Annotated in this window: 28 protein-coding genes; 23 read left to right on the forward strand and 5 right to left on the reverse strand. The window is 72.5% G+C overall.

Going from position 1 to position 25842, the window contains the following annotated elements:
- Positions 1-33 precede the first annotated feature (33 nt).
- On the forward strand, positions 34-801 hold the full coding sequence (hisF, locus tag H958_RS0107640) for an imidazole glycerol phosphate synthase subunit HisF (protein WP_028058223.1): 768 nt from the start codon (positions 34-36) through the stop codon (positions 799-801).
- On the opposite strand, the gene H958_RS0107645 is transcribed toward hisF, so the two are convergent.
- A complete protein-coding gene (locus tag H958_RS0107645; protein ID WP_028058224.1) occupies positions 785-2074 on the reverse strand; it encodes an outer membrane protein assembly factor BamB family protein in 1290 nt (429 codons plus the stop codon). The genes hisF and H958_RS0107645 overlap by 17 nt on opposite strands.
- A 32-nt stretch (positions 2075-2106) precedes the next feature.
- On the opposite strand from H958_RS0107645, the gene H958_RS0107650 reads away from it, so the two are divergent.
- The 15 genes from H958_RS0107650 to H958_RS0107725 all read left to right on the forward strand — a co-directional run bounded on the left by H958_RS0107650 (position 2107) and on the right by H958_RS0107725 (position 13044).
- Positions 2107-3237: a tRNA nucleotidyltransferase/poly(A) polymerase family protein gene (locus tag H958_RS0107650; RefSeq protein WP_028058225.1), complete on the forward strand. Its 1131-nt coding sequence runs from the start codon at positions 2107-2109 to the stop codon at positions 3235-3237.
- A 172-nt stretch (positions 3238-3409) separates the two neighbouring features.
- Positions 3410-4147, forward strand: a complete 738-nt coding sequence (locus H958_RS0107660) for a polyphenol oxidase family protein (RefSeq protein WP_051323974.1) — start codon at positions 3410-3412, stop codon at positions 4145-4147.
- A complete protein-coding gene (locus H958_RS0107665) occupies positions 4135-4755 on the forward strand; it encodes a YggS family pyridoxal phosphate enzyme (RefSeq protein WP_051323975.1) in 621 nt (206 codons plus the stop codon). Before H958_RS0107660 ends, H958_RS0107665 begins: the two co-directional genes overlap by 13 nt.
- Positions 4756-4805: 50 nt before the next feature.
- The gene (locus tag H958_RS0107670; protein WP_028058228.1) at positions 4806-5360 is read left to right on the forward strand and encodes a cell division protein SepF; all 555 of its coding nucleotides are present in this window, start codon (positions 4806-4808) and stop codon (positions 5358-5360) included.
- Positions 5361-5373: 13 nt separating this feature from the next.
- Entirely contained in the window at positions 5374-6129 is a 756-nt protein-coding gene (locus H958_RS35790) for a pyrroline-5-carboxylate reductase family protein (protein ID WP_051323976.1), read from the forward strand.
- Between the two features lie 4 nt (positions 6130-6133).
- On the forward strand, positions 6134-6430 hold the full coding sequence (locus H958_RS0107680; protein ID WP_028058229.1) for a YggT family protein: 297 nt from the start codon (positions 6134-6136) through the stop codon (positions 6428-6430).
- Positions 6427-6876 carry a signal peptidase II gene (gene lspA / locus H958_RS0107685; protein ID WP_028058230.1) on the forward strand — a complete coding sequence of 150 codons (450 nt, stop codon included), beginning with the start codon at positions 6427-6429 and terminating at the stop codon, positions 6874-6876. Before H958_RS0107680 ends, lspA begins: the two co-directional genes overlap by 4 nt.
- Positions 6873-7769 (forward strand): RluA family pseudouridine synthase, encoded by an 897-nt coding sequence (locus tag H958_RS35795; protein ID WP_037409700.1) that lies wholly within the window; start codon positions 6873-6875, stop codon positions 7767-7769. The genes lspA and H958_RS35795 overlap by 4 nt, the downstream gene beginning before the upstream one ends.
- Positions 7770-7987: 218 nt before the next feature.
- Positions 7988-9172, forward strand: a complete 1185-nt coding sequence (rpsB, locus tag H958_RS48950; RefSeq protein ID WP_081685700.1) for a 30S ribosomal protein S2 — start codon at positions 7988-7990, stop codon at positions 9170-9172.
- Positions 9169-9774, forward strand: coding sequence for an elongation factor Ts (tsf, locus tag H958_RS0107700; RefSeq protein WP_028058231.1), 606 nt, complete (start codon positions 9169-9171; stop codon positions 9772-9774). Before rpsB ends, tsf begins: the two co-directional genes overlap by 4 nt.
- Positions 9775-10497 carry a UMP kinase gene (pyrH, locus tag H958_RS0107705; RefSeq protein WP_028058232.1) on the forward strand — a complete coding sequence of 241 codons (723 nt, stop codon included), beginning with the start codon at positions 9775-9777 and terminating at the stop codon, positions 10495-10497.
- Complete coding sequence (gene frr, locus H958_RS0107710) at positions 10494-11051, forward strand: ribosome recycling factor (protein ID WP_028058233.1); 558 nt, start codon at positions 10494-10496, stop codon at positions 11049-11051. The genes pyrH and frr overlap by 4 nt, the downstream gene beginning before the upstream one ends.
- Positions 11052-11130: 79 nt before the next feature.
- Complete coding sequence (uppS, locus tag H958_RS0107715) at positions 11131-11793, forward strand: polyprenyl diphosphate synthase (RefSeq protein WP_028058234.1); 663 nt, start codon at positions 11131-11133, stop codon at positions 11791-11793.
- A 1-nt stretch (position 11794) separates the two neighbouring features.
- On the forward strand, positions 11795-12592 hold the full coding sequence (locus H958_RS42955; RefSeq protein WP_051323977.1) for a phosphatidate cytidylyltransferase: 798 nt from the start codon (positions 11795-11797) through the stop codon (positions 12590-12592).
- Complete coding sequence (locus H958_RS0107725; RefSeq protein WP_028058235.1) at positions 12589-13044, forward strand: DUF6328 family protein; 456 nt, start codon at positions 12589-12591, stop codon at positions 13042-13044. Before H958_RS42955 ends, H958_RS0107725 begins: the two co-directional genes overlap by 4 nt.
- A 520-nt stretch (positions 13045-13564) precedes the next feature.
- Here H958_RS0107725 and H958_RS0107730 read toward each other — a convergent pair.
- On the reverse strand, positions 13565-14491 hold the full coding sequence (locus tag H958_RS0107730; protein WP_028058236.1) for a GlxA family transcriptional regulator: 927 nt from the start codon (positions 14489-14491) through the stop codon (positions 13565-13567).
- Positions 14492-14563: 72 nt separating this feature from the next.
- On the opposite strand from H958_RS0107730, the gene H958_RS0107735 reads away from it, so the two are divergent.
- Both H958_RS0107735 and H958_RS0107740 read left to right on the forward strand, forming a co-directional pair.
- On the forward strand, positions 14564-15124 hold the full coding sequence (locus H958_RS0107735) for a DJ-1/PfpI family protein (RefSeq protein ID WP_028058237.1): 561 nt from the start codon (positions 14564-14566) through the stop codon (positions 15122-15124).
- Positions 15112-15720, forward strand: coding sequence for an HD domain-containing protein (locus H958_RS0107740; RefSeq protein ID WP_028058238.1), 609 nt, complete (start codon positions 15112-15114; stop codon positions 15718-15720). Before H958_RS0107735 ends, H958_RS0107740 begins: the two co-directional genes overlap by 13 nt.
- Here the strand turns inward: H958_RS0107740 and H958_RS0107745 are convergent.
- The gene (locus H958_RS0107745; RefSeq protein ID WP_028058239.1) at positions 15696-16502 is read right to left on the reverse strand and encodes an alpha/beta fold hydrolase; all 807 of its coding nucleotides are present in this window, start codon (positions 16500-16502) and stop codon (positions 15696-15698) included. The genes H958_RS0107740 and H958_RS0107745 overlap by 25 nt on opposite strands.
- A 124-nt stretch (positions 16503-16626) precedes the next feature.
- On the opposite strand from H958_RS0107745, the gene dxr reads away from it, so the two are divergent.
- From dxr to H958_RS42960, 4 genes are read left to right on the forward strand one after another with little or no spacing between them, the layout of a single operon-like run.
- Entirely contained in the window at positions 16627-17772 is a 1146-nt protein-coding gene (dxr, locus tag H958_RS0107750) for a 1-deoxy-D-xylulose-5-phosphate reductoisomerase (protein WP_028058240.1), read from the forward strand.
- Positions 17769-18830 carry a M50 family metallopeptidase gene (locus H958_RS0107755; protein ID WP_028058241.1) on the forward strand — a complete coding sequence of 354 codons (1062 nt, stop codon included), beginning with the start codon at positions 17769-17771 and terminating at the stop codon, positions 18828-18830. Before dxr ends, H958_RS0107755 begins: the two co-directional genes overlap by 4 nt.
- 26 nt (positions 18831-18856) lie before the next feature.
- Positions 18857-20554 (forward strand): AMP-dependent synthetase/ligase, encoded by a 1698-nt coding sequence (locus H958_RS0107760; protein ID WP_028058242.1) that lies wholly within the window; start codon positions 18857-18859, stop codon positions 20552-20554.
- 49 nt (positions 20555-20603) lie between these two features.
- Entirely contained in the window at positions 20604-22538 is a 1935-nt protein-coding gene (locus tag H958_RS42960) for a sensor domain-containing diguanylate cyclase/phosphohydrolase (protein ID WP_051323978.1), read from the forward strand.
- On the opposite strand, the gene H958_RS42965 is transcribed toward H958_RS42960, so the two are convergent.
- Positions 22535-23005, reverse strand: coding sequence for a MarR family winged helix-turn-helix transcriptional regulator (locus tag H958_RS42965; protein ID WP_051323979.1), 471 nt, complete (start codon positions 23003-23005; stop codon positions 22535-22537). The two genes, H958_RS42960 and H958_RS42965, sit on opposite strands and share 4 nt — an antisense overlap.
- Positions 23002-24468, reverse strand: coding sequence for a DHA2 family efflux MFS transporter permease subunit (locus H958_RS0107775; RefSeq protein WP_028058243.1), 1467 nt, complete (start codon positions 24466-24468; stop codon positions 23002-23004). The genes H958_RS42965 and H958_RS0107775 overlap by 4 nt, the downstream gene beginning before the upstream one ends.
- 112 nt (positions 24469-24580) lie before the next feature.
- On the opposite strand from H958_RS0107775, the gene ispG reads away from it, so the two are divergent.
- Entirely contained in the window at positions 24581-25822 is a 1242-nt protein-coding gene (gene ispG, locus H958_RS35820; RefSeq protein WP_037409705.1) for a flavodoxin-dependent (E)-4-hydroxy-3-methylbut-2-enyl-diphosphate synthase, read from the forward strand.
- The last annotated feature ends 20 nt before the right edge of the window (positions 25823-25842 follow it).

A 25842-nucleotide genomic window follows, 5' to 3' on the forward strand; every position in this document is an offset into this window, starting at 1 on the left:
ACCGTCGCGGGAAGCGCCTATCCTCCCCCCGCCGTGCATTACAAGCGCGTGATTCCCTGCATGGACGTCGACGCGGGGCGTGTGGTCAAGGGCACGCGCTTCATCGACATCCGCGACGCCGGCGATCCGGTCGAGCTCGCCGCGCACTACGACGCCCAGGGCGCCGACGAGCTGGTGTTCCTGGACATCACGGCGACCTCGGACAAGCGCGCGACGGTCGTGGAGCTGGCGCGGCGGGCGGCCGACGACGTGTTCGTGCCGTTCACGATCGGCGGCGGCGTGCGCGAGGTCGCGGACGCCCACGCGGTGCTCGACGCCGGCGCCGACAAGGTCTCGATCAACAGCGCCGCGCTCGCCCGGCCGGAGCTGATCGGCGAGCTGGCGCGGGTGTTCGGCGCGCAGTGCGTCGTGCTGGCGATCGACGCCAAGCGGCGGCCGGACGGCTCGTATGAGGCGTTCGTGGCCGGCGGGCGCACGCCGACGGGCCGCGACGCGGTCCGGTGGGCGCGCGAGGGCGTCGAGCGCGGGGCGGGGGAGATCCTGCTCACGAGCATGGACCGCGACGGCGTGCAGACCGGCTACGAGCTGGAGCTGACGCGCGCCGTCAGCGAGGCCGTCGACGTGCCCGTGATCGCCTCGGGCGGCGCCGGCGAGCCCCGGCACCTGATCGAAGGCATCCAGGCCGGCGCCGACGCGGTCCTGTGCGCCTCGATCTTCCACTACGGCACGTACACGATCCCGGCCGTCAAGGCCGAGCTCGCCGCGGCGGGCATCCCGACGCGCCCTAGCCCTTCGGCCTGAGCGCGTACAGGGACGAGTAGCCGGTCAGGAAGATCGTCCGGCCGTCGGAGACGACGGGGTTGAAGGAGCCTCGGTCCATGTGGAAGACCTCGCGGCCGGTGCGTGCGCCGAGGCCCGTCGTGTCCTTCTTGCCGATGTTCGAGAAGTAGACGACGTCGCCGACGACGGTCGGCGCGCCGGAGATCTTGCCGCCGTTGTGGTAGGACCAGCGAACCTTGCCGCTGCGCGCGTCGACGGCGTAGAACTTGCCGTCGTAGGAGCCGAAGTAGACCGTCGGCTTGCCGCCCGGCACCTGGGCGACGGCGGGGGAGGAGTAGACGTAGCCGCCCGTCGCCTTGGCCCATGCGAGCTTGCCGTTGGAGGACGCGAACGAGTACATCCGGCCGTCGGTGTTGCCGATGTAGACGCGGCCGTAGGCGACCGCCGGGCTGGAGTAGAACTGGCCGGAGCGGAAGCCGAAGGCGCCCGACTTCGTGCCGGTGTTCCAGACCTCGTGGCCGTCGGCCTGCCGCACCGCATAGACGCGGCCGCTGTAATCGCCGAAGTAGAGCTTGCCGTCGGCGAGCGCCGGCGCGCACTTGACGGCGCCGCTGGCCTTGTAGGTCCAGCGGACGGCCCCGTCGCCCGCCCGCACGGCGTAGACCGTGCCGTTCTCGGATCCGAAGTAGACGCGGTCGTTGTCGAACACCGGCGAGGACTCGCTGCGCGAGGGCAGCAGCCGGCGCCAGAGGATCTTCCCGGTCTTCGCGTCCAGGGCGTACAGCGCGCCGGGCTTGTTGCGTCCGCGCGAGAGCAGCGGGACGAAGATGCGGCCGTTGCCGTACGCGGGCGAGGCGGCGGCGAGCACGCCGAGCTTGCGCTTCCAACGCACCTTGCCGGTTCGCTTGTCGATCGCGTAGAGGGCGCCGTTGTTCTTGAGCAGGAACAGCTTGCCCTCGGCCATCACCGGCGGGAACTCGAGCAGCACCTTGCCGCCGAGCGTCCACACGCGCCAGAAGGGCGGCCGCAGCAGCGTCGAGGCGGGCAGCATGTGCCGGCGGTCCTTGGAGTAGCCGTAGTGCGCCCAGACGAAGTTGCGCAGCGGATCCTTCTTCTTGGACCCCGGCGTCGGCTCAGGCGTGTCGGGGACCGGCGTCTCCGTCGGTTCCTGGGTGAACTCGATATTCGGGTTCGAGACGTCCCCTGGTCGCTTCGTGATGGCGTACACGGCGGCCCCGCCTCCGAGCACGACGAGTGCCACGGCGACGCCCAGCAGCAGCTTGCGGCGCGTCATGGGTCGTCGAGGGTAGTCGGCACAATGCGCGCGTGGACCTGCTCGAGCGCTTGCAACTCGCACCTGGGGCCGAAATCGTGCTCGCCGCCGTGGGCGACGAGCCGGGCGTGCACGTGGTCGGAGGCGCGGTCCGCGACGTGCTGCTCGGCCGCCTCCCGCACGAGCTCGACGTGGTCGTCGAGGGCGACGCGGTCGCGGTCGCGCGGCGGGCGGCACGCCGCCTGGGAGGACGGCTGACCGTGCACGAGCGCTTCGGGACCGCGACGGTCGCGAGCGACGGCTTCGCGTTCGACCTCGCCGGCGCGCGGCGCGAGCGCTACACGCGGCCCGGCGCGCTGCCCGACGTCGAGCTGGGCGCGACGCTGCGGGAGGACCTCGCGCGGCGCGACTTCACGGTCAACGCGATGGCCGTGCGGCTCGACGACGGCGCCGTCACGGCCTGGGAGGGCGCCCGGGAGGACCTCGAGGCCGGCGTGCTGCGTGTCCTGCACCCGCGCTCGTTCAGCGACGACCCGACGCGGATCCTGCGCCTCGCCCGCTACGCCGCGCGGCTCGGGTTCGAGCCCGATCCGGAGACCGACGCGCTGGTCGACCCCGCGCTGTTCGCGACCGTGACCGGCGACCGCCTGGGGCGGGAGCTGCGCCTGCTGCTCGAGGAGCCGCATCCCGCGCTCCAGCTCGCCCGCCACGGCATCGGCCGCGCGCTGCTCGGCGAGGGCTTCCAGGCCGTGGACATCGACGCCTCGCCGCTCGCGAAGCTCGCCGCCTGCTGCACGCGCATCCCCGACCTCGCGGCCCGCCTGGACGCGCTCGGGTTCCCGGCGCGCGAGCGCAAGGTCGTGGTGGCCGCCGCCAGAGGGGCCGCGCGGCTGAACGAGGCCGAGGCGGCGCCCGGAGGCGACGCCGCGGTGTGGCGCGCGTTCCGCCGGCTCCCGCACGAGGCCGCCGAGGTCGTCGCCGCCGGCGCCGGCCCGGCCGCCGAGGCGGCCCGCCGCTGGCTCGAGGACGTCCGCCATCGCCGCCTCGCGATCTCCGGCGACGACCTCGTCGCCGCGGGCCTCACGGGCGCCGCGGTCGGCGAAGGGCTCGAGCGCGCGACGGTCGCGATGCTCGACGGCGCCGCCCCGGACCGCGAGTCCCAGCTGGCCGCCGCGCTCGGGTAGCGGCTCGACGCTCGAGGCCGGAGAGCGGCTCGGCGCCGGCTACGTGCTCGAGCGCGGCCGCGAGATCGTGGTTCACGGCATCAACGCCGCCACGCGCCCGCTGATCGAGCCGGCAGGCCTCGCCTACGACCACATCGGCTCTCCGTGGTGGTAGCCCACTAGCCTCTCCGGCGTGGACCTGCCCGCGCCGTTCCGCTGGGAGAACGATCAGATCGCCGCCGAGCTGCCCGGCGCCCGGCTGCTGTTCACCAGCCGGCGCGGCGGCGTGTCGACGGGGCCGTACGACTCGCTCAACCTCGGGCTGCTGACCGGCGACGAGCCGGAGAACGTCCGAGAGAACCGGCGCCGGATGGGGCAGCAGATCGGCCATCCGTGGCCGCGCGTCTGCTACGGGCGCCAGGTGCACGGCGCGACCGTGCGCCGCGCAGCCGAGCCGCCCTCCGAGCGGCGGCCCTATGCCGAGGAGGACGGGCAGGCGACGGCGCTGACCGACGCCGCCGCGCTCGTGTTCGTCGCCGACTGCCTGCCGGTGCTGCTGGCCGCGCCCGGCGGCGTCGCGGCGCTGCACTGCGGCTGGCACCCGCTCGCCGGCGGGATCGTGGCCGAGGGCGTGCGGGCGCTGCGCGACGTCGGCGGCGAGGGCGAGATCGAGGCCGCGATCGGCCCCGGCGCGCGCGGCTGCTGCTACGAGGTGGGCGACGAGGTCCACGCGCGGTTCGCCGCCTACGGCGCCCGCCGCGGCGAGCGCAACCTCGATCTCGCCGCCGTGGCGGCCGCCCAGCTGCGCGCGGCCGGGGTCGGCATCGTCCACGACACCGGCGTCTGCACGATCTGCTCGCCGGAGTTCTTCTCCCACCGCCGCGACCGCGGCGTCACCGGCCGCCAGGCGGGGGTCGTATGCCGCGCCTGATCACCGGCCTCGACGCCAACCGCGTCCGCGACAACCTCGAGCGCGTGCGCGAGCAGGTCGGCCCGGACGTCCAGATCCTCGCGGCCGTCAAGTACGTCGCGCTGGACGAGCTCGGCGTGCTCGGCGAGGCCGGGGTGATGCTGCTCGGCGAGAACCGCGCTCAGGACCTCGAGGTCAAGGCGAGCGCCCACCCCGAGTTCCGCTGGCACTTCATCGGCCAGCTGCAGTCGCGCAAGGTCAAGCAGATCCTGCCGCACGTCGAGCTGATCCACTCGGTCGCCTCGGAGTCCGCGCTGCGCCGGCTCCAGGGCGCCACGACGCCGATTCTGCTCGAGGTCAACGTCGCCGGCGAGGAGGGCAAGGCCGGGATCGCGCCGGAGGAGCTGCCCGCCTACCTCGAGCGCTCGCCCGTACCGGTCCGCGGCCTGATGACGATGCCGCCGTACGCCGAGGATCCGGAGGACAGCCGCCCCTACTTCGCGGCGCTGGCCGAGCTGGCGGCCGAGCACGGGCTGCCGGAGCTCTCGATGGGAACTTCGCAGGACTACGCCGTCGCCGCCTCCGAAGGCGCCACGATCGTGCGCATCGGCACCATCCTCTACGCGTAAGCTTTACGGATGCAGGGAAACTCCCCCGCTTCGCGAACGACTTCCCGACCATGGCCCTGAGCGACACGCTGCGCAAAGTCGGCGTCTACTTCGGCCTCGCCGAGGATCGCGACTATTACGAAGAAGAAGTTGAGGACGTCCGCGAGCCCGAGCAGGAGCTCGAGAGCCGCTATCGCGAGCGTCCCAACGTGCGCCGCCTCTCGTCCCGCCGCCGGCGCGACGAGATCGACGACATCTTCGGCGACGACCCTCCGGCCGCCGAGCGCCGCACGACGGTGCTGCGGCCTGTCGGCGGCACGAGCAGCCGGGCCGCCAACGGACGCGGGGAGGTCCGCGTGCATCTCGTCGTGCCCAAGTCGTTCAACGACGCGCAGGACATCGCCGACAAGTTCAAGGACGCGATCCCGGTGATCATCAACCTGCAGGGATCCGAGTCCGATCTCGCCAAGCGGCTGATCGACTTCGCGTCCGGTCTGACGTACGCCCTCGACGGCGGCATGCAGCGCATCGCGGACAAGGTCTTCCTCCTCACGCCGCGCAACGTGGAGGTCTCCGCGGAGGAGCGTGCGGCGTTGATCGAGAAGGGCTTCTTCAACCAGTCGTAGACTCACCGGCCGCATGAGGGTCGGCTACATCGGATCGGGCAACATGGCGAGCGCGCTGGCGCGCGGTTGGGGCGACCCCGTGCTCGCGACTGACACCGGCTCCGGGCGCGCGGCGAAGCTCGCGCAGGAGCTGGGCGGCGAGGCGGTCGCGTCCAATCGCGAGCTCGCCGAGCGCGCGGACGTGGTGATCCTCGCCCACAAGCCGTACCAGCTGGACCTCGTGGCGAGCGAGATCGCCGGCGCGGCGCGCGTGGTCGTGACGATCCTGGCCCGCACCACGCAGGCCGAGGTGCGCGCCGCGATCCCCGGCGCGCAGGTGTTCCGGGTGGAGCCGAACACGCCCGTCGAGCTGCGCCAGGGCGTGCTCGCGTTCGCCGAGCCCGACGACGAGGGCGTCGACGAGCAGCTCTACGCCGACCTGCAGGCGCACTTCGGCCGGCTCGGCACGGTGGTCGAGCTGCCGGAGCGGCTGATGAGCGCCGCCGGCGCGTGCTCGGGCGTCGGACCGGCGTACTGGGCGCTGCTCGCCGAGGCATGGATCGACGCCGGCATCCGCCACGGCCTCCAGCCGTCCATCGCCACTACGCTCGTCACAGAGACCATGGCCGGAGCGGCAGCCCTCTTGCGCGAGCGCGGTGGCGACACGCTGGCGCTGCGGCGTGCCGTCGCGTCGCCGGGCGGGACGACGGCCAAGGGCCTCAACGCGCTCGAGCGCGGCGGCGTGCGAGCGGCGCTGGCGGCGGCGATGGACGACGTTCTAGGAGCCTGACCACGTGAACGATGCCCGGCAGCAGATCGCGGACTTCCTGTCCGCACTGATCACGGTCTACACGCTGATCATCTTCGCGTGGATCATCGTGTCTTGGGTGCTCTCCTTCGGCGTGCGGATCCCGTACTCGCGCCCGGTCAACGCCGTGCTCGACTTCCTGCGCGACGTCACGAACCCGTACCTGCGCATCTTCCGCAAGCTCGGCCTGCAGTTCGGCCCGGTGGACCTGAGCCCGATGGTCGGGATCCTGGTGCTGATCTTCGGCGGCCAGCTGCTCGTGAACCTGATCTCGCCCGGATGAGCCCGGGCCGTACGGCGCTGCGCGCCGCTCTGGTGGCGATCGCGGTGATCGCCGCCGACCAGGTGACCAAGGCGATCGTGCGCGCGCAGATCGATCCGTTCGAGCAGATCAAGGTGCTCCCCGGGGTCAAGCTGATCCACACCGAGAACACCGGCGTCGCGTTCAGCGTCCTGCGCGGCGGCGGCCCGCTGGTGGTGATCGTGGCGATCCTCGCGCTCGCCGCGCTGCTGGCGTTCTTCGTCACGCACCTGCGGCGGCCGCTCGTGTGGCTGCCGACCGGGCTGCTGCTCGGCGGCGCGGCGGGCAACCTGATCGACCGCGTGCGCGAGGGCGGCGTGACCGACTTCATCAAGCTCCCGCACTGGCCGGCCTTCAACGTCGCCGACATCGCCGTCACGGTCGGCGTGATCGTGCTCGTGCTCGTGCTGGAGAGGAAGCCGTCTTGAAGGTCCCGGCCGGCGCGGCGGGCGAGCGGCTGGACGTGTTCCTCGCCGCGCACGCCGGCTCTCGCACGGCCGCGCAGCGGCTGATCGACGACGGGCTGGTGCGCGTCGACGGGCGCCCGCAGCCGAAGCGGCACGTGCTGTCCGGCGGCGAGGAGATCACCGTCGAGCAGCGGGCGGAGCAGACGCCGCCGGAGGTGCCGGAGGCGCGCTTCGCGATCGCCTACGAGGACGAGCACCTGCTCGTGATCGACAAGCCGGCCGGCGTCGTCGTGCATCCCGCTCCAGGCCACGACCACGGCACGCTCGTGCAGGCGCTCGCCGGCCGGGTGGCGGGCGGTCCCGATCCGGGCCGCCCCGGCGTGGTGCACAGGCTGGACCGCGACACCAGCGGCCTGCTCGTGCTCGCGCGCAGCGACGACGTGCACGCCGCGCTGCAGGCGGCGCTGCGCGAGCGGCGGATCACACGCGAGTACCTGGCCCTCGTCGACGGCCGGCCGCCGGCGCGCGCCGGCACGATCGACGCGCCGCTCGGGCGCGACCGCCGCGTCCGGACGCGGATGTCGTCGGACACCGACAACCCGCGCCACGCGGTCACGCATTTCGCGACCGAGCAGGCGTTCGAGGACGCGACGCTGCTGCGCGTCAGGCTCGAGACCGGCCGCACGCACCAGATCCGCGCGCACCTGCTGGCGATCGGCAATCCCGTCGCGGGCGACCCCGAGTACGGCCGTCCGGGGCGCTTCGGGCTTGACCGCCAGTTCCTGCACGCCGCGCGGCTCGCGTTCGATCACCCCGTCAGCGGGGAATCCATCGACGTACTGGCGCCGCTGCCGGAGGACCTTGTCAAGGCCCTCCGGCTGGCGTCAGGGGAACGAGCCGACCCGCCGGTGTAGGGGAAGAGGCGAATCGGCCCGCCAAGAGGCCCTAACGACGGCGTCCGGAGGAACTTGCTGCGAGGGGCTAACATTCTCCCGCAACTGTCCACGAACCCCGGGCCGGCATGGTGCCGACCCCGAGGCCGCGACCCTGCCCGGCGTACCGATTCGCCGGGTCCGCGCCACCTCGATGCCCGGGCTGCCGTATCCAACCGAACACAAGGGAGTCCTCCACGATGGCTGAAGTCGGCCTGAAGGAGCTGCTGGAGGCTGGAGTCCACTTCGGCCACCAGACGCGTCGCTGGAACCCGAAGATGCGCCGCTTCATCTTCGGCGAGCGCACCGGCATCTATCTGATCGATCTCGAGAAGACGCACGCGCTGCTGCAGCAGGCGCAGCGCTTCGCGGCCGAGATCTCGCACCGCGGCGGCACCGTGCTGTTCGTCGGGACCAAGAAGCAGGCGCGCGACGGCATCAAGGAGGTCGCCGAGGCGGCCGGGATGCCGTACGTGAACCATCGCTGGCTCGGCGGCCTGCTGACCAACTACCAGACCATGTCGGCGCGGATCCGGCGCCTGCACGACCTCGAGCGCTATGCGTCCGAAGGCCAGCTGTCGCTGCTGCCGACGCGCGAGCGCCTGTCCGCGGAGGCCGACCTGGAGAAGCTGCAGGCCAATCTGGGCGGCGTCAAGAACATGCAGCGCGTCCCGGACGCGATGTTCGTGATCGACCTCAAGACCGAGGCGATCGCCGTGCGCGAGGCCCAGCGCCTGCGGATCCCGATCATCGGCCTGGTCGACACCAACTGCGACCCGGACGGGATCGACTACGTGATCCCGGGCAACGACGACGCGATCCGCGCCTGCAACCTGATCACGGCCGCGATCGGCGACGTGGTCCAGCAGGGCCGCCAGCGCTTCCGCGCCGAGGAGGAGGCCGCGCGCCGCGAGGCCGAGGAGCAGGCGCGCCGCGACGCGGAGGAGCGCGCGCGCCGCGAGGCCGAGGAGCGTGCCGCGGCCGAGGCCGCCGAGCGCGCCGCCGCCGAGGAGGCGCTGACGCAGGCCGGCGAGGGCGAGCCGCGCGACGCGGCCGAAGCCGCCGTCGCCGCCGCCGTCGAGGCCGCGGGCCGGCCCGTCGAGGGGCGCCGGTCCGCCGAGGCGGGGGCCGCCGCCCAGGCGGCCGAGGAGCCCGCCGCGCCGGCCGCCGGCAGCCCGGGCCCGAGCCGTCAGGAGACGATCGAGAACCCGGACGCGGACGAGCGCGAGAAGGACGCCGCCTCCCCGGCGCCCGAGGCCGCCCCCGAGACGCCGCGCGCGAAGGCCGCCGAGGCCAAGAGCGAGGAGACCCCCGCCCCTGAGCCCGGTCCCAGCGAGGTCGCTCAGGCCGCGGAAGAGACCACCAAGACCGAGGATTCGAAGTGACCGCTCCCACCATCACCGCGAAGCAGGTGGCCGAGCTCCGCAAGGCGACGGGCGCCGGCATGATGGACTGCAAGAACGCCCTGGCCGAGACCGGCGGCGACCACGACGCCGCCGTCGAGCTGCTGCGCGTCAAGCTCGGCGACAAGGCGCTCAAGGTCGGTGACCGCGAGGCCACCGAGGGCACCGTCGCCTCCTACATCCACGGCAACGGCAAGATCGGCGTGCTCGTCGAGGTCGACTGCAACACCGACTTCGTCGCCCGCAACGACGACTTCATGGCGTTCGCGCGCGACATCGCGCTGCACATCGCCGCCTCGCCGTCGACGAAGTACGTCACCGAGGACGAGATCCCGCAGGCCGACAAGGACGCCGAGGTGCGCGTCTTCGAGCAGCAGGCCGCCGACAAGCCGGAGCACATCCGGCCGAAGATCGCCGAGGGCAAGCTGAAGGCCTGGATGGACGAGGTCGTGCTGCTCAACCAGGTGCACGTCAAGCACCTGGAGGACAAGAAGACGATCGAGCAGATGCGCGCGGAGCTGTCGGGGACGATGGGTGAGAACGTCGTCATCCGCCGCTTCGCCCGCTTCGCGGTGGGAAGCTAATTGAGCGAAGACCCCGTCTTCAAGCGGGTCCTGATCAAGCTGTCGGGCGAGGCCCTGATGGGCCCGCTCGACTACGGCACCGATCCTGAGACGGTGTCGGCGATCGCCAAGCAGCTCAAGGACGTACACGACCGCGGCGTCGAGATCGCGGTCGTGCTCGGCGCCGGCAACATCTACCGCGGCCTCTCCGAGGCCGCCGAGGGCATGGACCGCGCCACCGCGGACTACATGGGCATGCTCGCGATCGTCCTGAACGCGCTGACGCTGCAGGACGCGCTGGAGAAGCTCGGCGTGCACACGCGCGTGCAGTCGGCCATCACGGTCTCCGAGGTCGCCGAGCCCTACATCCGCCGGCGCGCCATGCGCCACCTCGAGAAGGGGCGGATCGTGATCTTCGCCGCCGGCACGGGCAATCCGTTCTTCACCTCCGACACCGCGGCGGCGCTGCGGGCGCTGGAGATGCACGCCGAGGTCCTGCTGATGGCCAAGAACGGCGTCGAGGGCATCTACACGGCCGACCCGCGCACCGACCCGGACGCGGAGTTCATCTCCGAGATCACGGCCCGCGACGCGCTGCAGCGCGGCCTGAAGGTGATGGACTCGACGGCGCTGTCGCTCTGCATGGACAATCACCTCAACATCCACGTCTTCAACATGGCCGACGACGGCAACATCAACCGGATAGTCTCCGGCGACCGAGTGGGAACGCTGGTGACGACGTGATCGACGATCTGCTTCAGGACGCGCGGGAGCACATGGACAAGTCCGTGGAGTCGACCCGCATCAAGTTCCAATCCGTCCGCACGGGCCGCGCGAGCCCGGCGCTGCTGGACCGCATCTCCGTCGACTATTACGGCTCCGTCACGCCGCTCAAGCAGCTCTCGACGATCTCGGCGCCCGAGGCCCGGATGATCACCGTCCAGCCGTACGACAAGAGCTCGATCAAGGCGATCGAGCGGGCGATCATGGAGTCCGACCTCGGTCTGACGCCGAACAACGACGGCACGCTGATCCGGCTCGTCCTGCCCGAGCTGACCGAGGAGCGGCGCAAGCAGCTGGTCAAGGTGGTGCGCGGGCTGACCGAGGAGGGCAAGGTCGCGCTGCGCAACATCCGCCGCGACGTCATGCACGATCTCAAGGAGCTGCGCGACGCCGGCGAGGCGGGCGCGGACGACGAGCATCGTGCGGAAGAGGCGCTGCAGAAGCTGACCGACGACAAGGTCAAGGAGCTCGACACCCTGCTCAAGGGCAAGGAAGCCGAGATCCTCGAGGTGTGAGCGGCGAAGCCTCGCCCTGCGGGCTCGTTTCGCTGGGAGCAATCGCCCGGAGGGCGATTCTCCCGGGCGAGGGAGCCCAATGAGCGCCACCTACGTCGCCATCATCACGGATGGCAACGGGCGCTGGGCCCAACAGCGTGGGCTGCCCGTCGAGCAAGGGCATGAGGCCGGCGCCGACACCGTGAAGGCACGGCTGCGCGACGCCGTCGACCTCGGCGTGCGCGAGCTGACGGTCTACTCGTTCTCGACCGAGAACTGGTCGCGCCCGCAGGAGGAGGTCGGCGCGCTGATGGCGATGTTCTCGGCGCGCATCCTCGCCGAGACGCCCGAGCTCGACGCCGAGGGCGTGCGGATGCGCTTCGTCGGCCGGCGCGAGGGGGTCAACCCCGAACTGGTCGAGCAGATGCGCTGGGCGGAGGAGACGACCGCCGCCAATGACCGCATCACGCTGTTCGTGGCCTTCAACTACGGCGGCCGCGCGGAGATCCTCGACGCGGCCGAGCGCTACAGCGGCGGCGGCGAGGAGGCCTTCCGCACGTTGCTCTACGCGCCCGAGATGCACGACCCGGACCTCGTGATCCGCACGAGCGGCGAGCAGCGCATCTCGAACTTCCTGCTCTGGCAGTCCGCTTACAGCGAGCTGCACTTCCCTGAGGTCCTGTGGCCCGACTTCTCGCGCGCGGACTTCGAGGAGGCGCTGGCCGCCTACGAGTCGCGTGTCCGCCGCTTCGGGAGCCGCTGAGGTGGGCGGCGACCTCGCCCGCCGGATCCTCTTCGCGATTCCGGCGATCGCGTTCGCCGCGGCGATCATCTACGCGGGCGGCTGGATCTTCGCCGCGGGCATCGGCCTGCTCGGCGTGATCGCCGTGCACGAGCTGTCGCAGATGCTCGAGCGCGCACGGCCGGTCCGGCTGGCGGCGATGCTCGGCGTGCTGGGGATGGTCGTCGCCGGCACGGCGGGGGACGAGCACGCGGTGCTGATGGCGCTGGCGGCGAGCGTGCCCGTGACGTTCGCGCTGGCGGTCACGATGCCGCAGCGCGAGCGCATCACGGCGAGCATCTCGGTCACGATCCTGGCGATCGTCTGGCTCGGCCTCGGCGTCTCGCATGCCGCGCTGCTGCGCGGCCTCGATCACGGCGGCGCGCTCGTGCTCACCGTGCTGCTCGGCACGTTCCTCGGCGACACCGCCGCGTACATCGGCGGGCGGGCGCTCGGGCGCCGCAAGCTCGCCCCGCGGATCTCGCCGAACAAGACCGTCGAGGGGCTGGCGATCGGCGCCGGCTTCTGCACGCTGGTCGTCTGGTACTGGAGCCGGACCTACGGCGGCGACTGGATCTCCGGCGTCGACGCGCTCCTGCTCGGGCTCGCCGTGGCGATCGCGGCGCCGGTCGGCGACCTCTTCGAGTCGTTGATCAAGCGCGACATGGGTACGAAGGACACGGGAAGCCTGTTCGGACCCCACGGCGGCGTGCTGGACCGCGTGGATGCCGCGCTGTTCGCGCTCGTCGCCGGCTACTACGTCTGGCACGCCGTGGCATGAACGACGAGGAGGACAAGCGCGACCGGCAGATGATGGAGCTGCTGAACGAGCTCCGCGTCGCCTTGCCGGGCGTGCAGATCCTCTTCGCCTTCCTGCTCGCGGTGCCGTTCCAGCAGGGCTTCCAGCGCGTCACCGACACGCAGAGGAACCTCTACTTCGCGACGCTGATGGCGACGTGCGCCGCGACCGCGTGCCTGATCGCCCCGAGCGCGAACCACCGCGTGCGGTTCCACAAGCGCGACCGCGCGTACCTGATCGAGTCGGCGAACCGCTTCCTGATCGCCGGGCTCGTGTTCCTCGGCAGCGCGATCGTGCTGGCGGTGATCCTGATCGCCGATTTCCTCTACGACGGCGTGATCGTGTGGATCGCGCCGCTGCTCGTCGGAATCGTCCTGCTGACGGTCTGGTTCGCGCGGCCGCTCGCGCGCGGCAGGAAGTCCAGCGGGCCCTAGAAGGTCTCGGCCGGCGGTGCCGCCGCCCGGGAGGGCGGGGCGAGGAAGTCGGCGGGCGTCGCAAGAGCAGCGACGACCAGCCGCACTTCAACCGCGTCTTCCGCGCGCACGCGGGCACGACGTCGGTGGGGTCGCGGCCGGCGCGCACGAGGGGCCGTGGCGGGCCGGTGCGCGCGCGGTCACCGCATGTCGCGGGGCGCCGGGATCAGCGAACTGCGCTGGTAAGGGATGCGGGTCTGTCTCGCGTGCCGGGACGACTGACCGGGATCGATCACCGAGCCGCTGGATTCGATCAGGTTCGCGCACCGACGCTCGTTACGCGAGGGGGTGATCGTTTTGGCACCGAGGCCGTTTTGGCACCGAGGCGCTCACACGCGGACAAGCGCCCGTGAACTCGGGGCGTCAGCCGCGGGCTCGCCTCTCGATGCGCAGTTCCGGACCGGGGCGATCCTCGGCAGGTGCCAAATGCCGTGCTCGCCTTCGCCGCGCGGGGTCCGGCCCGCGCGCGCGTCGGCCCGGACTACCCGCCGGCGAACGCGCGGCGGTAGGCCGTGGGCGTCGTCTTGACGACGCGGCGGAAGTGCTTGCGCAGGTTCGCGGCGGTGCCGAAGCCGCACGAGTACGCGATGTCCTCGATTCCGGCGGCGGTCGTCTCCAGCGCCGCGCGGGCCGCGTCCACGCGCTGGAGGTGCAGCCACTGCAGCGGCGGGCGGCCGGTCTCGGCCGCGAAGCGGCGGGCGAACGTGCGCTCGGAGACGTGGGCGTGGGCGGCGAGCATCTGCACGGTCAGCGGCTCGTGCAGCCGCTCCAGCGCCCACTGGCGCGTCGCCCCGAACGAGCCGGCGCGGGCGGGAGCGGGCGCGTCGACGTACTGCGCCTGGCCGCCGTCGCGATGCGGCGCGACCACGATCCGCTTGGCGTACGCGCGCGCGACCGCCGCGCCGTGGTCGCGGCGGACGATGTGCAGGCAGAGGTCGAGCCCCGCCGCGACGCCCGCGGACGTCAGCACGTCGCCCTCGTCGACGTAGAGCACGTCAGGCGCCACGCGCACCGCGGGGAAGCGCGCCGCGAGCTCGCTCGCGTGGCGCCAGTGCGTCGTGGCGCGGCGGCCGTCGAGGACGCCGGCGGCCGCGAGCGCGAACGCGCCGGTGCAGATCGAGACCTTGCGCGCCGGCGAGTCGCGCAGCGCGGCGAGGACGTCCGGAGCGAGCTCGCGCTCCGTGCGCTCGAAGCCGGGCACGACGATCGTGTCGGCTTCGGCGAGCGCGTCCAGCCCGCGCTCGGCGACCACCGAGAAGCCGGCGTTGGTGCGCACCGGCCCGGCCACCTCCGCGCACAGCGTGGCGCGATACGGCGCCATCTCGTAGCCCGCGAAGACCTGCGCGGGGATCGCCAGGTCGAGCGGGACGACCTCGTCGAGCGCCAGGATCGCGACGTGATGGCGCATTGGCGGGATCGTATCGGACATTGGCATTCCCGCCACTCGCCTGCCCACGCGGCCGAGCGGAGAATCCTCGCCATGGAGATCGAGATCCTCTTCTACGACGGGTTCGACGACCTCGACGTCTTCGGTCCGTTCGAGGTGCTGACCGGCGCGGGCATCCCCACCCGGCTCGTGACCGCCGAGCCGCGCGAGGAGGTGGTGTCGGCCGGCGGGGCGCGCATCGTCCCGCACGGCGTGCTGGGCGATCCCGACCTCGTGCTCGTGCCCGGCGGCAACTGGAGCTCGCGCGGGCCGCGCGGCGCGTGGGCGGAGGCGCAGCGCGGCATCCTGGGTGCGGCGCTGCGGCGGCGCCATGAAGCCGGCCGCCCGCTCGGTGCGGTCTGCACCGGCGCGATGATCCTCGCCGCCGAGGGACTGCTCGAGGGCCGGCGCGCGATCACCCACCACAGCGCGCTGGAGGACCTCGCCGGCTACGGAGCCGACGTCCAGCACGGCGAGCGCTTCGTCGACGACGGCGATGTCGTCACGGCGGCGGGCGTCTCGTCGGGCATCGACCTCGCGTTGTGGCTCGTCGGGCGTGAGCTTGGACCGGAGGCGGCCGCCGCCGGGGCGAGGGAGATCGAATGGACGCGCTGAGCCTCCCGGAGACCGAGGTTGCTCACGCCGCGCTGCGCTGGGCGCGCGAGATCGAGCCCGAATACCTGCTCAACCACAGCGTGCGCAGCTACCTGTTCGCGCGCGCGCTCGGCGGCGGGCTCGAGCACGACGACGAGCTGCTGTTCCTCGCGAGCGTGCTGCACGACGTGGGGCTCACGCCGGAGGGCGACGGGCCGCAGCGCTTCGAGGTCGAGGGCGCCGACGCCGCCGTGCGCTTCCTGCACGGCCACGGGCTGAGCGACGAGCGCGCCGCGATCGTCTGGGACGCGATCGCCCTGCACACCTCGATCGGGATCGCGAATCGCATGCGGCCCGAGGTCGCGCTCGCGAACGCCGGGATCGGGATCGACGTGTCGGCGCGCGGCGCGGACCGCCTGCCTCCCGGCCTGGCCGACGCCGTCTTCGAGGCCTACCCGCGGCTCGGCTGCAAGCGCGAGCTCACGGAGGCCGTGATCGCGCAGGCCCACGCGCGCCCGTCCAAGGCGCCGCCGCTCACGTTCCCGGGCGAGCTGCTGCGGCTGCGGCACCCCGAGCAGGTGCCGCGCTGGGATCAGCTGCCCGGCTGGGGAGACTGAGCGACGATCCGTGCCAGCTCGTCCGGCGCGTCGACGGGCACGAACGCGCGCGAGTCCGCCAGCTCCACCAGCTCGGCATGCGGCAGGACCTGGGCCAGCCGGCGGGCGAGCGCGAACGGGAACGCGGGATCGTCCCGCGCCCACACGATCGTCGCCGGCTTCGCGAACGCGGTCAGCCGCGCGGCGGCGTCGAGCGTGATCGCGGGGCGCGCGCGGCGCAGGAAGTGCGCCGCGTCGGCCCGCACGCGGCGGTCCGAGAGCGCCGGGGCGATCCAGCGGCGCAGCTGCGCGTCGGTCGCGCGCTTGGTCAGCTTCCCGTAGGCGATCGGGAGCCGCCGGCCGAGCGGCGTGCGCAGCGGCTGGATGCCGAGGTTCAGGCCCAACGACGTGCGCCCGAGCAGGAACAGGGGCTTGAACAGCGGCGGCGGGAAGACCTCGAACGCGTCGCACGGCGTCAGCACCAGGCGGCCGACGCGCTCGGGCCGCCGCGTGACGAGCAGCTGCGCGATCGCGCCGCCGGTGTCGTTGCCGACGACCGTCACGTCGCTCACGCCGAGCTCGTCGAGCAGATCGGCGGCGAGATCGGCCATGCCCTCCATGGTCAGCCGCGACCGGTCCGGGAACGGCACGGTGTGCGAGCCGAGCGGCAGCTCGGGCACGAGGCAGCGGTGACCGGGCAGGCGGTCCACGACGGCGTCCCACAGCGACCCGTCGACCAGCAGCCCGTGCAGGAACACGACCACCGGCCCGTCGCCGCCGGTATCGCGCAGCGCAATCTCCACGGGCGGCACCATAAACCCCGCGCGTGTCCGTGCGCCTCGCGCGCTGACGCCGGCCGGGCAACCATCGCGACCGCTCGCTGCCCCTTACCTGACGCTGAGAGGCCCGCTGCCACAATGGGCCTCCGTGAAGCGGCTTCTCATCTTGGGATCGACCGGGTCCATCGGCATCCAGGCGCTCGACGTGGTGAGCCGTGCCGGGGACGCCTTCGAGCTCGTCGGGCTGTCTGCGGGCACGGGTCACGAGGCGCTCGTCGCGCAGGCGCGCGAGCACGGCGTTGGCCGGATCGCCCTGGCGAGCCGCGACGCCGCCGCGCTCGCCGAGGAGGCCTGGACCGCCGGTGAGGTCCTGGCCGGCTCGGAGGGGCTGATCCAGCTCGTCGCGGAGTCCGGCGCCGATCTCGTGCTCAACGCGATCGTCGGCTCGGCCGGGCTGGGCCCCACGATCGTGGCGCTGACGGAGGGCGTCGACGTCGCGCTTGCCAACAAGGAGTCGCTCGTCGTCGGCGGCGAGCTGGTGACGGCGCTCGCGGAGGCGACCGGCGCGCAGCTGATCCCGATCGATTCCGAGCACACGGCGCTGCACCACCTGCTGACCGGCGAGCCGCCCGGCGTCGTCGAGAAGCTGATCATCACCGCCAGCGGCGGCCCGTTCCGCGGGCGCAAGGACCTCGAGCACGTCACGGTCGAGCAGGCCCTCGCCCATCCCACCTGGCGCATGGGCGGCAAGATCACGATCGACTCCGCGACGCTGATGAACAAGGGCCTGGAGGTGATGGAGGCCCACCATCTGTTCGGCACGCCGTACGACCGCATCGACGTCGTGGTGCACCCTCAGTCGATCGTCCACGCGCTCGTGCAGCTCTGCGACGGCTCGACGAAGGCGCACATGGGCTACCCGGACATGCGCGTGGCGATCGGCTACGCGCTGCATCACCCGGACCGCGCCGACCTGCCGATCCGGCCGCTCGACCTGGTGGAGCTGGGCAGGCTGGAGTTCGAGGCGCCCGACACCGGCGCGTTCCCGTGCCTGCGGCTCGCGCGCGAGGCGGCCGTCGCCGGCGGCACCGCGCCGTGCGCGCTGAACGCCGCCAACGAGGTCGCCGTCCACGCCTTCCTCAACGGCCGCCTGTCGTTCACCGGCATCCCGGCCGTGATCGAGGGCGTGCTCGAGCAGCTCGGGTCCCAGCGGGTCCACAGCTTCGAGACGCTCTACATCGTCGACTCCGAGGCGCGTCGGCTGGCCGGCGAGCTGATCGCGGTGCACGCATGACCTGGCTGCTGACGTTCCTCGGCTTCGCGGCGCTGATCGTGCTGCACGAGCTCGGCCACTTCACCGCCGCCAAGCTCGTCGGCATGCGCGTGGAGCGCTTCGCGCTGTTCTTCCCGCCGCTGATCGCGAAGGTGCGGCGCGGCGAGACCGAGTACGGGATCGGGGCGATCCCGCTCGGCGGCTACGTGAAGATCTCCGGCATGAACCCGGCGGAGGAGCTGCCGCCGGACGTCGCCGCGCGCGCGTACTTCAACCAGCCGGTGTGGAAGCGCGTGGTAGTGATCGCCGCCGGTCCCGCGGTCAACATCGTGCTCGCGTTCGCGATCATGTGGGGCGTCTACCTCGACCAGGGCAAGGCGGGCCCGCCGGCCAGCGTCGCGACCGTCGAGCCCGGAAGGCCCGCCGCGAAGGTGCTCAGGCCCGAGGACCAGATCCTCGCCGTCGACGGCCGCGCGCCCGCGGGCAAGGACGTCGAGGGCCAGATGACGTCGATCGGCAACGCGATCGCCGCGCACAAGGGCACGCCGGTCTCGCTGACGATCAGGCGCGACGGGCGCACGCAGACCGTGTCGGCGACGCCGTTCTACGACAAGGCGTTGAAGAAGTGGCGGATCGGCTTCGGCCAGCAGGCCTCCAGCGTCGGCGTCGGGCCGGTCGACGCCGCCGGCACCGCGGCCGACAACATGTGGTACGTCACCAGCAGCACGGTCAGCCGGATCGCGCAGGTCTTCAAGCCCGAGGATCGCAAGCAGCTCGGATCGGTGGTCGGCGGCTATGAGACGACGCGCCAGGCGTTCAAGCTGAGCACGAGCGCCGCCCTGATGGTGCTGGCGTTCATCTCGCTCTCGCTCGGCGTCATCAACCTGTTCCCGTTCCTGCCGCTCGACGGCGGGCACATCTTCTGGGCGCTGGCGGAGAAGGTGCGCGGCCGCGCGATCCCGTTCAGCGTGATGGAGCGGGCCGGCTTCGTCGGCTTCGCGCTCGTGATCGGGCTGTTCATGATCGGCTTCACGAACGACATCGGGCGCCTGACCGGGGAAGGCTTCGGCCTCAGGTAAGCGGGCGCGCCCGGTAGCCTGCCGCCATGCAGGCGGCGACGATGGCCGAGGCGCTCCGGCGGACCGCGGCCGAGCACGGTGACGTGCTCGCGGTGCGCACGCGCGACGACGAGGTCGCGTGGACGTGGGCGGAGCTGCTGCGGCGCGTCGACGCGCTGGCCGGCGGGCTGGCGCGACTGGGCGTCGGGCGCGGCGACACCGTCGCGCTGATGCTCGCCAACCGTCCCGAGTTCCACCTCGCCGACATGGCGGCGGTGACGCTCGGCGCCGTGCCGTTCTCGATCTACCTCACCTCCTCGCCCGAGCAGGTCGCCTACGTGCTCCGCGACGCCGCGCCGCGGGTGGCGATCGTCGAGCAGCGCTTCACGGAGCTCGTCTGCGGCCACGTCGAGCACGTGATCGACGCCGGCCGGCTGCACGAGCTCGCCGAGCCGGGCTTCGACGCCGAGCCGCACTGGCGCGCCGTCGTCCCCGACGACGTGCTGACGCTGATCTACACGTCCGGCACGACCGGGCCGCCCAAGGGCGTCCAGCTGCTGCACCGCAACCAGATGGCCGCGGTGGACGCCGTCCAGGAGCGCGCCGGCTTCGGGCCCGGCGCCCGCGTGATCTCTTGGCTGCCCAGCGCGCACGTCGCCGAGCGCACCGCCCACCACTACCTCCCGGTCGCCTACGGCATGACGATCACGACGTGCCCGGACCCGCGCCGCATCGGCGAGTGGCTGCCGGCGGTGCGCCCGACGTGGTTCTTCGCCGTCCCGCGCGTGTGGGAGAAGCTCAAGGCGGGCGTCGAGGCGCGCCTCGGCGAGCGCGAGGCGGCGCTGATCGAGACCGCCGAGCGGCGCGTCGAGCTCGAGCAGGCAGGGGAGGAGGTCCCGCCCGATCTGGCCGCGGCCTGCGCGGCGGCCGACGAGGCGCTGTTCGCGCCGCTGCGCGCCGCGATCGGGCTCGACCAGGCGTCGCTGGTGAACGTCGGCGCGGCGCCGACGCCGCGCGACGTGCTCGTGTTCTTCCACGCCATCGGCATCCCGCTGGCCGAGATCTGGGGCATGTCCGAGACGTGCGGCGCCGGCTGCTCGAACCCGGCCGGCGCGGTCAAGATCGGCACCGTCGGCGTGTCTGCGCCCGGTGTCGAGGTCGAGCTGGCGCCGGACGGCGAGCTGCTCGTGCGCTCGCCGGTCGTGATGGCCGGCTACCGCAACCTGCCCGAGCGCACGGCCGAGGCGCTCGACGCCGCCGGCTGGCTGCACACCGGCGACATCGCGACGATCGACGAGGACGGCTACGTGACGATCGTCGATCGCAAGAAGGAGCTGATCATCGATGCCGGCGGCAAGAACATGTCGCCGGCGAACATCGAGGCCGCGGTCAAGGGCGCCTCGCCGTTGATCGGCCAGGCGTGCGTGATCGGCGACCGGCGGCCGTTCGTCACGGCCCTGATCGTGCTCGACGCCGACTACGCGCCGGTGTGGGCCGCGCGCGCCGGCATCGACGGCGACCTCTCTGCCCTGGCCCGCGACGATCGTGTGAGGGCGGGGGTGCAGGCCGGCGTCGACGCCGCCAACGCGACCCTGTCGCGCCCCGAGCAGGTCAAGCGCTTCACGCTGATCGAAGGCGACTGGCTGCCGGGCGGGGAGGAGCTGACGCCGACGATGAAGCTCAGGCGCCGCCCGATCGCCGAGAAGTACGCCGAAGCGATCGAGGCGATGTACGCCGACTACTGAAGGCGCCTCAATCAAAGGCCGCTCCGGTCGATGACCCGGAGGAGGAAGAGTGAGACGCCTATCGCCAGCCCGAGGCGCGCGCGCCGCCGCGGAGGCGCGCCTGGCCGAGGTGCGCGACCGCTTCTCGAGCCTGCTCGACATCCTCGGCGAGCACGTCTACCTGGCGATCGTGCTGCCCGGCGGCGGCATCCATGAGACCTTCCAGGGCCCGGGCGCCGAGCGGCTGCTCGGCGGCGCCGAGGCCGACGCCGAGATGGCCAACTGGGAGGCGGCGCTGCACCCGGACGACCGGCTCGCCTACGAGGCCTTCAACCGCCGCCTGAGCCAAGGCGAGCGCGCGGAGGTCGAGTACCGCCTGCGCGGCGCCGACGGCGTGACGCGCTGGGTCCACGACCGCGCCGCCCCGCGGCGCCGCGACGACGGCGTGATCGAGATCTCGGGCATCGTCTCCGACGTCACCGAGCGGCGGCGCATGCGCGCCGAGCTCGCCGAGGCCCACGCGGCGATCTCGCGCGTGGTCGAGGCGATGGACGACCACCTCTTCACGCTGCGCGTCGACGACGACGGCTACGAGGTCGTGTACCGCGGACCGAACCGCGAGGCGCTGCTCGGCGGACGCCTGCCCGGCGACGATCGCTCCTGGACCGACTTCCTGCATCCGGACGACCTCCCGCGCTGGCGCGCGCTGGCCGAGCACCTGCCGCTGGGCCGCCCGATCGAGCTCGAGTACCGCCTGCGCGGCGTCGACGGCGTCGAGCGGATCGTGCACGAGCGGCTGCGCCCGCGCCGCGAGCCCGACGGGACGCTGCTCTACGACGGCGTCAGCCGCGACGTCACCGAGACGCGCCGGCTGGAGGACGAGCTGCGCCGCAGCGCCCGCGTCGACGCGCTCACCGGCGCCGCCACGCGCGGGCACTTCGCCGAGGTCGCCGACCTGCGGCTGGCCGGCGGCTCGGGCACGCACGGGCTCGTCCTGCTCGACGCGGACCTCTTCAAGCAGGTCAACGACGGCTACGGGCACGCGGTCGGCGACGCCGTGCTCGTCGAGCTGGCCCGGCGCGTCCGCGCTGCGCTGAAGCCCAACGACTGCCTCGGGCGCTGGGGCGGCGAGGAGTTCGCCGTGCTGCTCGAGGACATCACGTCCGGCGCCGAGCTCGAGCGGCGCGCGGAGCGGCTGCGCGTCGCGGTCGCCGAGCGCCCGATCGACGCCGACGGCGTGCTGATCGCGCAGACGATCTCGCTCGGCGCGGTGCGCGCGAGCGGCGGCCGGGACTCGCTCGACGCGCTCGTCGAGGCCGCCGATCGTTGCCTCTACGCCGCCAAGCGCGGCGGCCGCAACCGTGTCTCGCTCGTGGCCGACGCCGGCGTCGGCACGGCGGGCGGCGCCGAGCCGGAGGGGATCGGGATGGCGCGCGCCCTGGCCTACGCGGCGGCGCTGCGTGAGGAGGAGACCGAGGCGCACGCCGCCGAGGTGTCGCTGCTCGCGACGCTCGTCGCCGAGCGGCTCGGGCTGCCCGACGCCTGCGTCTGGCGCTGCCGCCTCGGCGGCTGGCTGCACGACGTCGGCAAGGCCGCGATCCCGGACTCGATCCTCGCCAAGCCCGGCGCGCTCGATCCGGCCGAGTGGGAGCTGATGCGCACCCATCCCGCCGCCGGCGCCGACATCGTCTCGCGCTTCGCCCAGCTGCGCGAGGCCGCCGCAGCGGTCCGCCACCACCACGAGCACCACGACGGCGCCGGCTACCCAGACGGCCTGGCGGGCGCGGCGATCCCGATCGAGGCGCGGATCGTCGCGGCGGCCGACGCCTACTCGGCGATGACGGCCACCCGCCCGTACTCCCCGGCACGCTCGCCCGCCGAGGCGGCGGACGAGCTGCGCCGGAGCGCGGGGACGCAGTTCGATCCCGAGGTCGTCACGGCGCTGATCGACATCCTCGGCCCGCTCGCGCGCGGATCGTCGCGCGCCGCCACGCGCGCGCGCTAGTCGCGCCCGAGCGTGTCGAGGAAGCCGCCGATCGTGCGCATCACGCGCACGGCGGCGGCCAGCTCGTCGTCGGAGTGCTCGCCGAGCGCCGCGAGGAACGTCTCGTTCCACTTCGCGCGCTTGGCCTGCATCTTCTCGCGGCCCTCGTCGGTCAGCGTCACGAGCACCTGACGGCGGTCCTCGGCGCTGCGGCGGCGCTCGACGAAGCCCCAGTCCTCGAGCTGGTCGAGCATCGCGGTCATGCTCGCGGGGGAGAGCTCGGCGTTCTTGGCCAGGCACCCCGCGGTGACCTCGGGCTCCTTGGCCAGGTGGAAGAGCGCCCGGATCTGGTGGTGCGAGAGCTCGCCGCCCTCGCGGGCCTTGCGGTGCTGGTCCCGGCCGCGGAGCCGGCGCTCGGCGCCGAGCAGCTCTCCGAAGGAGCTGCGCAGCTCCTCCAGGATCGCTTCGCGGTCGGTGGTGACGGTCATGCCGCGGCCTCGACCACCGCGTCGGCGGGCACGGCGTGCGTCTGGTGCTGGGTGCGCGCGCGGCGCTCGACGACGGTCAGGACGATCGTCGGCAGCAGCGCGACGAAGGTGATGCCGAGGACCCACCAGTAGGTGGTGGCGAAGGAGCTCGCGATGCCGGCCGGCGTCGGGTTGGCGCCGAGGTCGCTGATCCCGTTCTGGAGCACGACCGCGAGGATGGCCGTGCCGATCGAGCCGCCGACGCGCTGGAGCACGTTCAGCTGCGGCGTCGCGGTGTTGATCTGGTCGGGGCGGAGCACGGCGTACGCGGCGGTCATCGACGGCATCATCGACATGCCGATGCCGAAGCCTCGCACGATCATCGCAGCGCCGATCAGCCAGTACGAGGTCGTGGCGTCGATCAGCACGAACGGGATCGTCGCAAGGATCGTGATCCCGGCGCCGAACAGCGACACCAGGCCGCCGCCGTGGCGCTCGACGAAGCGCGAGGAGAGGCCCATGGCGAACGCGGCGCCGATGCCCTGCGGGGCGATCAGCAGGCCGGTCGCGACGGCGTCCTCGCCGCGCACCGTCTGGAAGTAGAGCGGCATCAGGACCATCGCGCCGAACAGCGCGGCGCCGAGGGCGAACATCGTGACCGACGCGGACGCGAACGCCTTGTTGGCGTACAGGCGCACGTCGAGCAGCGGGTTCGGGATCCGCAGCGCGCGGACCACGAACGCGGCGACGAGCGCGATGCCGGCCAGCGTCGGGATCACCACCTGGGCGGCGACGAGGCTGCCCGCCGTGCCGGTCTCGGCCAGGCCGTAGGTGACGGCCACGAGACCGGTCGCGACGAGCGCCAGGCCCTGCGCGTCGAGGCGACCGGCCACCGCGGGCGACCCCGCCTCCTTGGGGAGGAGGCGCAGCGCGGCGAACACCGCGGCGACGCCGATGGGGAGGTTGACGAAGAAGATCCACTGCCAGCCGGCGTGCTCGACCAGCAGGCCGCCGAGCGTCGGCCCGAAGACCGGCGCGAGGATGATCGGGACGCCGATCGCGCTCATGATCCGCGCCATGTTGCGCGGACCGGCGGCGCGGACCAGGATCATCTGGCCGATCGGCATGATCATGCCGCCGCCGAGGCCCTGCAGGACGCGCGCGCCGATCAGCGTCGGGGCCGACCAGGCGAGGCCGGACAGCAGGGAGCCCAGCGTGAAGAGGACGATCGAGATCAGGTACATGCGGCGCGCGCCGAAGCGGGCGGCGGCCCAGCCGGAGACCGGGATCACGGCGGCGAGCGCGAGCAGGTAGCCCGTCACGACCCACTGGATGCCGTCCAGCGACGTGTGCAGGTCCTTGGAGAGCGTCTCGAGCGCGACGTTGACGATCGTCGTGTCGAGCACCGACATGATCGCGCCGAGGATCACGACGATCGCGATCCGCCAGACGTGCGGCTCGATGCGGGGGGAGGGAGAGGTCATGAGATTTCCGTTAGCGCCTGAAACATTTGGTGCCGAAAGGTTAGCTCACAAGTGTTTCGGCATCAAGTGGGTCCCGCTTGAGCGACAGCGGCGCCTCTAGACTCAGGGGCACATGGCTTCCGAGCGCTCAGTGAACGTCGGCGGCGTCCAGATCGGCGGCGGCGCCCCGGTCGTGGTGCAGACCATGACCAAGACCGAGACCGCCAACGTGACGGCCACGATGGATCAGATCCGCCGTGTCGCGGAGGCCGGCGCGGACATCGTGCGCTGCGCGGTACCGCGTGAGAAGGACGTCGAGGCGCTCAAGACGATCGTGCGCGAGTCGCCGATCCCGGTCATCGCCGACATCCACTTCAACCACACGCTGGCCCTGAAGTCGATCGACGCGGGCGCGCACTGCATCCGGCTGAACCCGGGCAACATCGGCGGCCCGGACAAGGTCGCGGAGGTCGCCGCGCACGCGAAGGCCGCCGGCACGCCGATGCGCATCGGCGTCAACTCGGGCTCGCTGCCCAAGCACCTGCACGAGCTCGAGTTCGAGAACCCGGTCGAGGCGCTCGTCCAGGCCGCGGTCGAGTTCGTCGAGCTGATGGAGCGGCTCGAGTTCACCGACTTCAAGGTCTCGATCAAGTCCACCTCGGTGCCGAACACGATCGCCGCCAACCGCCTGCTGAGCGAGAAGATCCCGTATCCGCTGCACCTCGGGATCACCGAGGCCGGGACGAAGTGGTCGGGCTCGCTGAAGTCCGCCGTCGGCCTCGGCACGCTGCTCGCCGACGGCATCGGCGACACGATCCGCATCTCGCTCTCCACCTTCCACGCGGAGGAGGAGGTCAAGGTCGCCTGGGAGATCCTCAAGGCGCTCAAGCTGCGCGAGCGCGGCCCGGTCCTGATCGCGTGCCCGACGTGCGGGCGCCTGCAGTTCGACATGGACTCGGTCGTCGCCGAGGTCGAGCGCCGGCTCGAGGCCTACCCGGACCCGATCGAGGTCTCGATCCTCGGCTGCGCCGTCAACGGCATCGGCGAGGCGCGCCATGCGGACTTCGGCATCACCGGCGCCAAGGACATGGGCATGATCTACTCCAAGGGCGAGCCGCTGAAGAAGGTCCGCACCGAGGACCTCGTCGACGAGCTGTTCATCGAGATCGACAAGTTCTACGCGGCCGGCAAGACGGTCACGCGCGACGACGCGGCCGCGGCCGAGGCGGCCGCGTGGCTCGCCGAGGAGGAGGACGCGACGGCGATGACGCCGGAGCGGCTGGCGATGCTCGAGGCCGAGAAGGCGAAGGCCGACGCCGACGCGATCGACGAGGCGCTCTCGCCCGTCGACGGCCGCCGCTTCACACGCGCGTGATCAGGCTGAGCAGCCCCTCC

The sequence above is a fragment of the Candidatus Solirubrobacter pratensis genome (assembly GCF_000425945.1).
Lineage (GTDB): Bacteria > Actinomycetota > Thermoleophilia > Solirubrobacterales > Solirubrobacteraceae > Solirubrobacter > Solirubrobacter pratensis.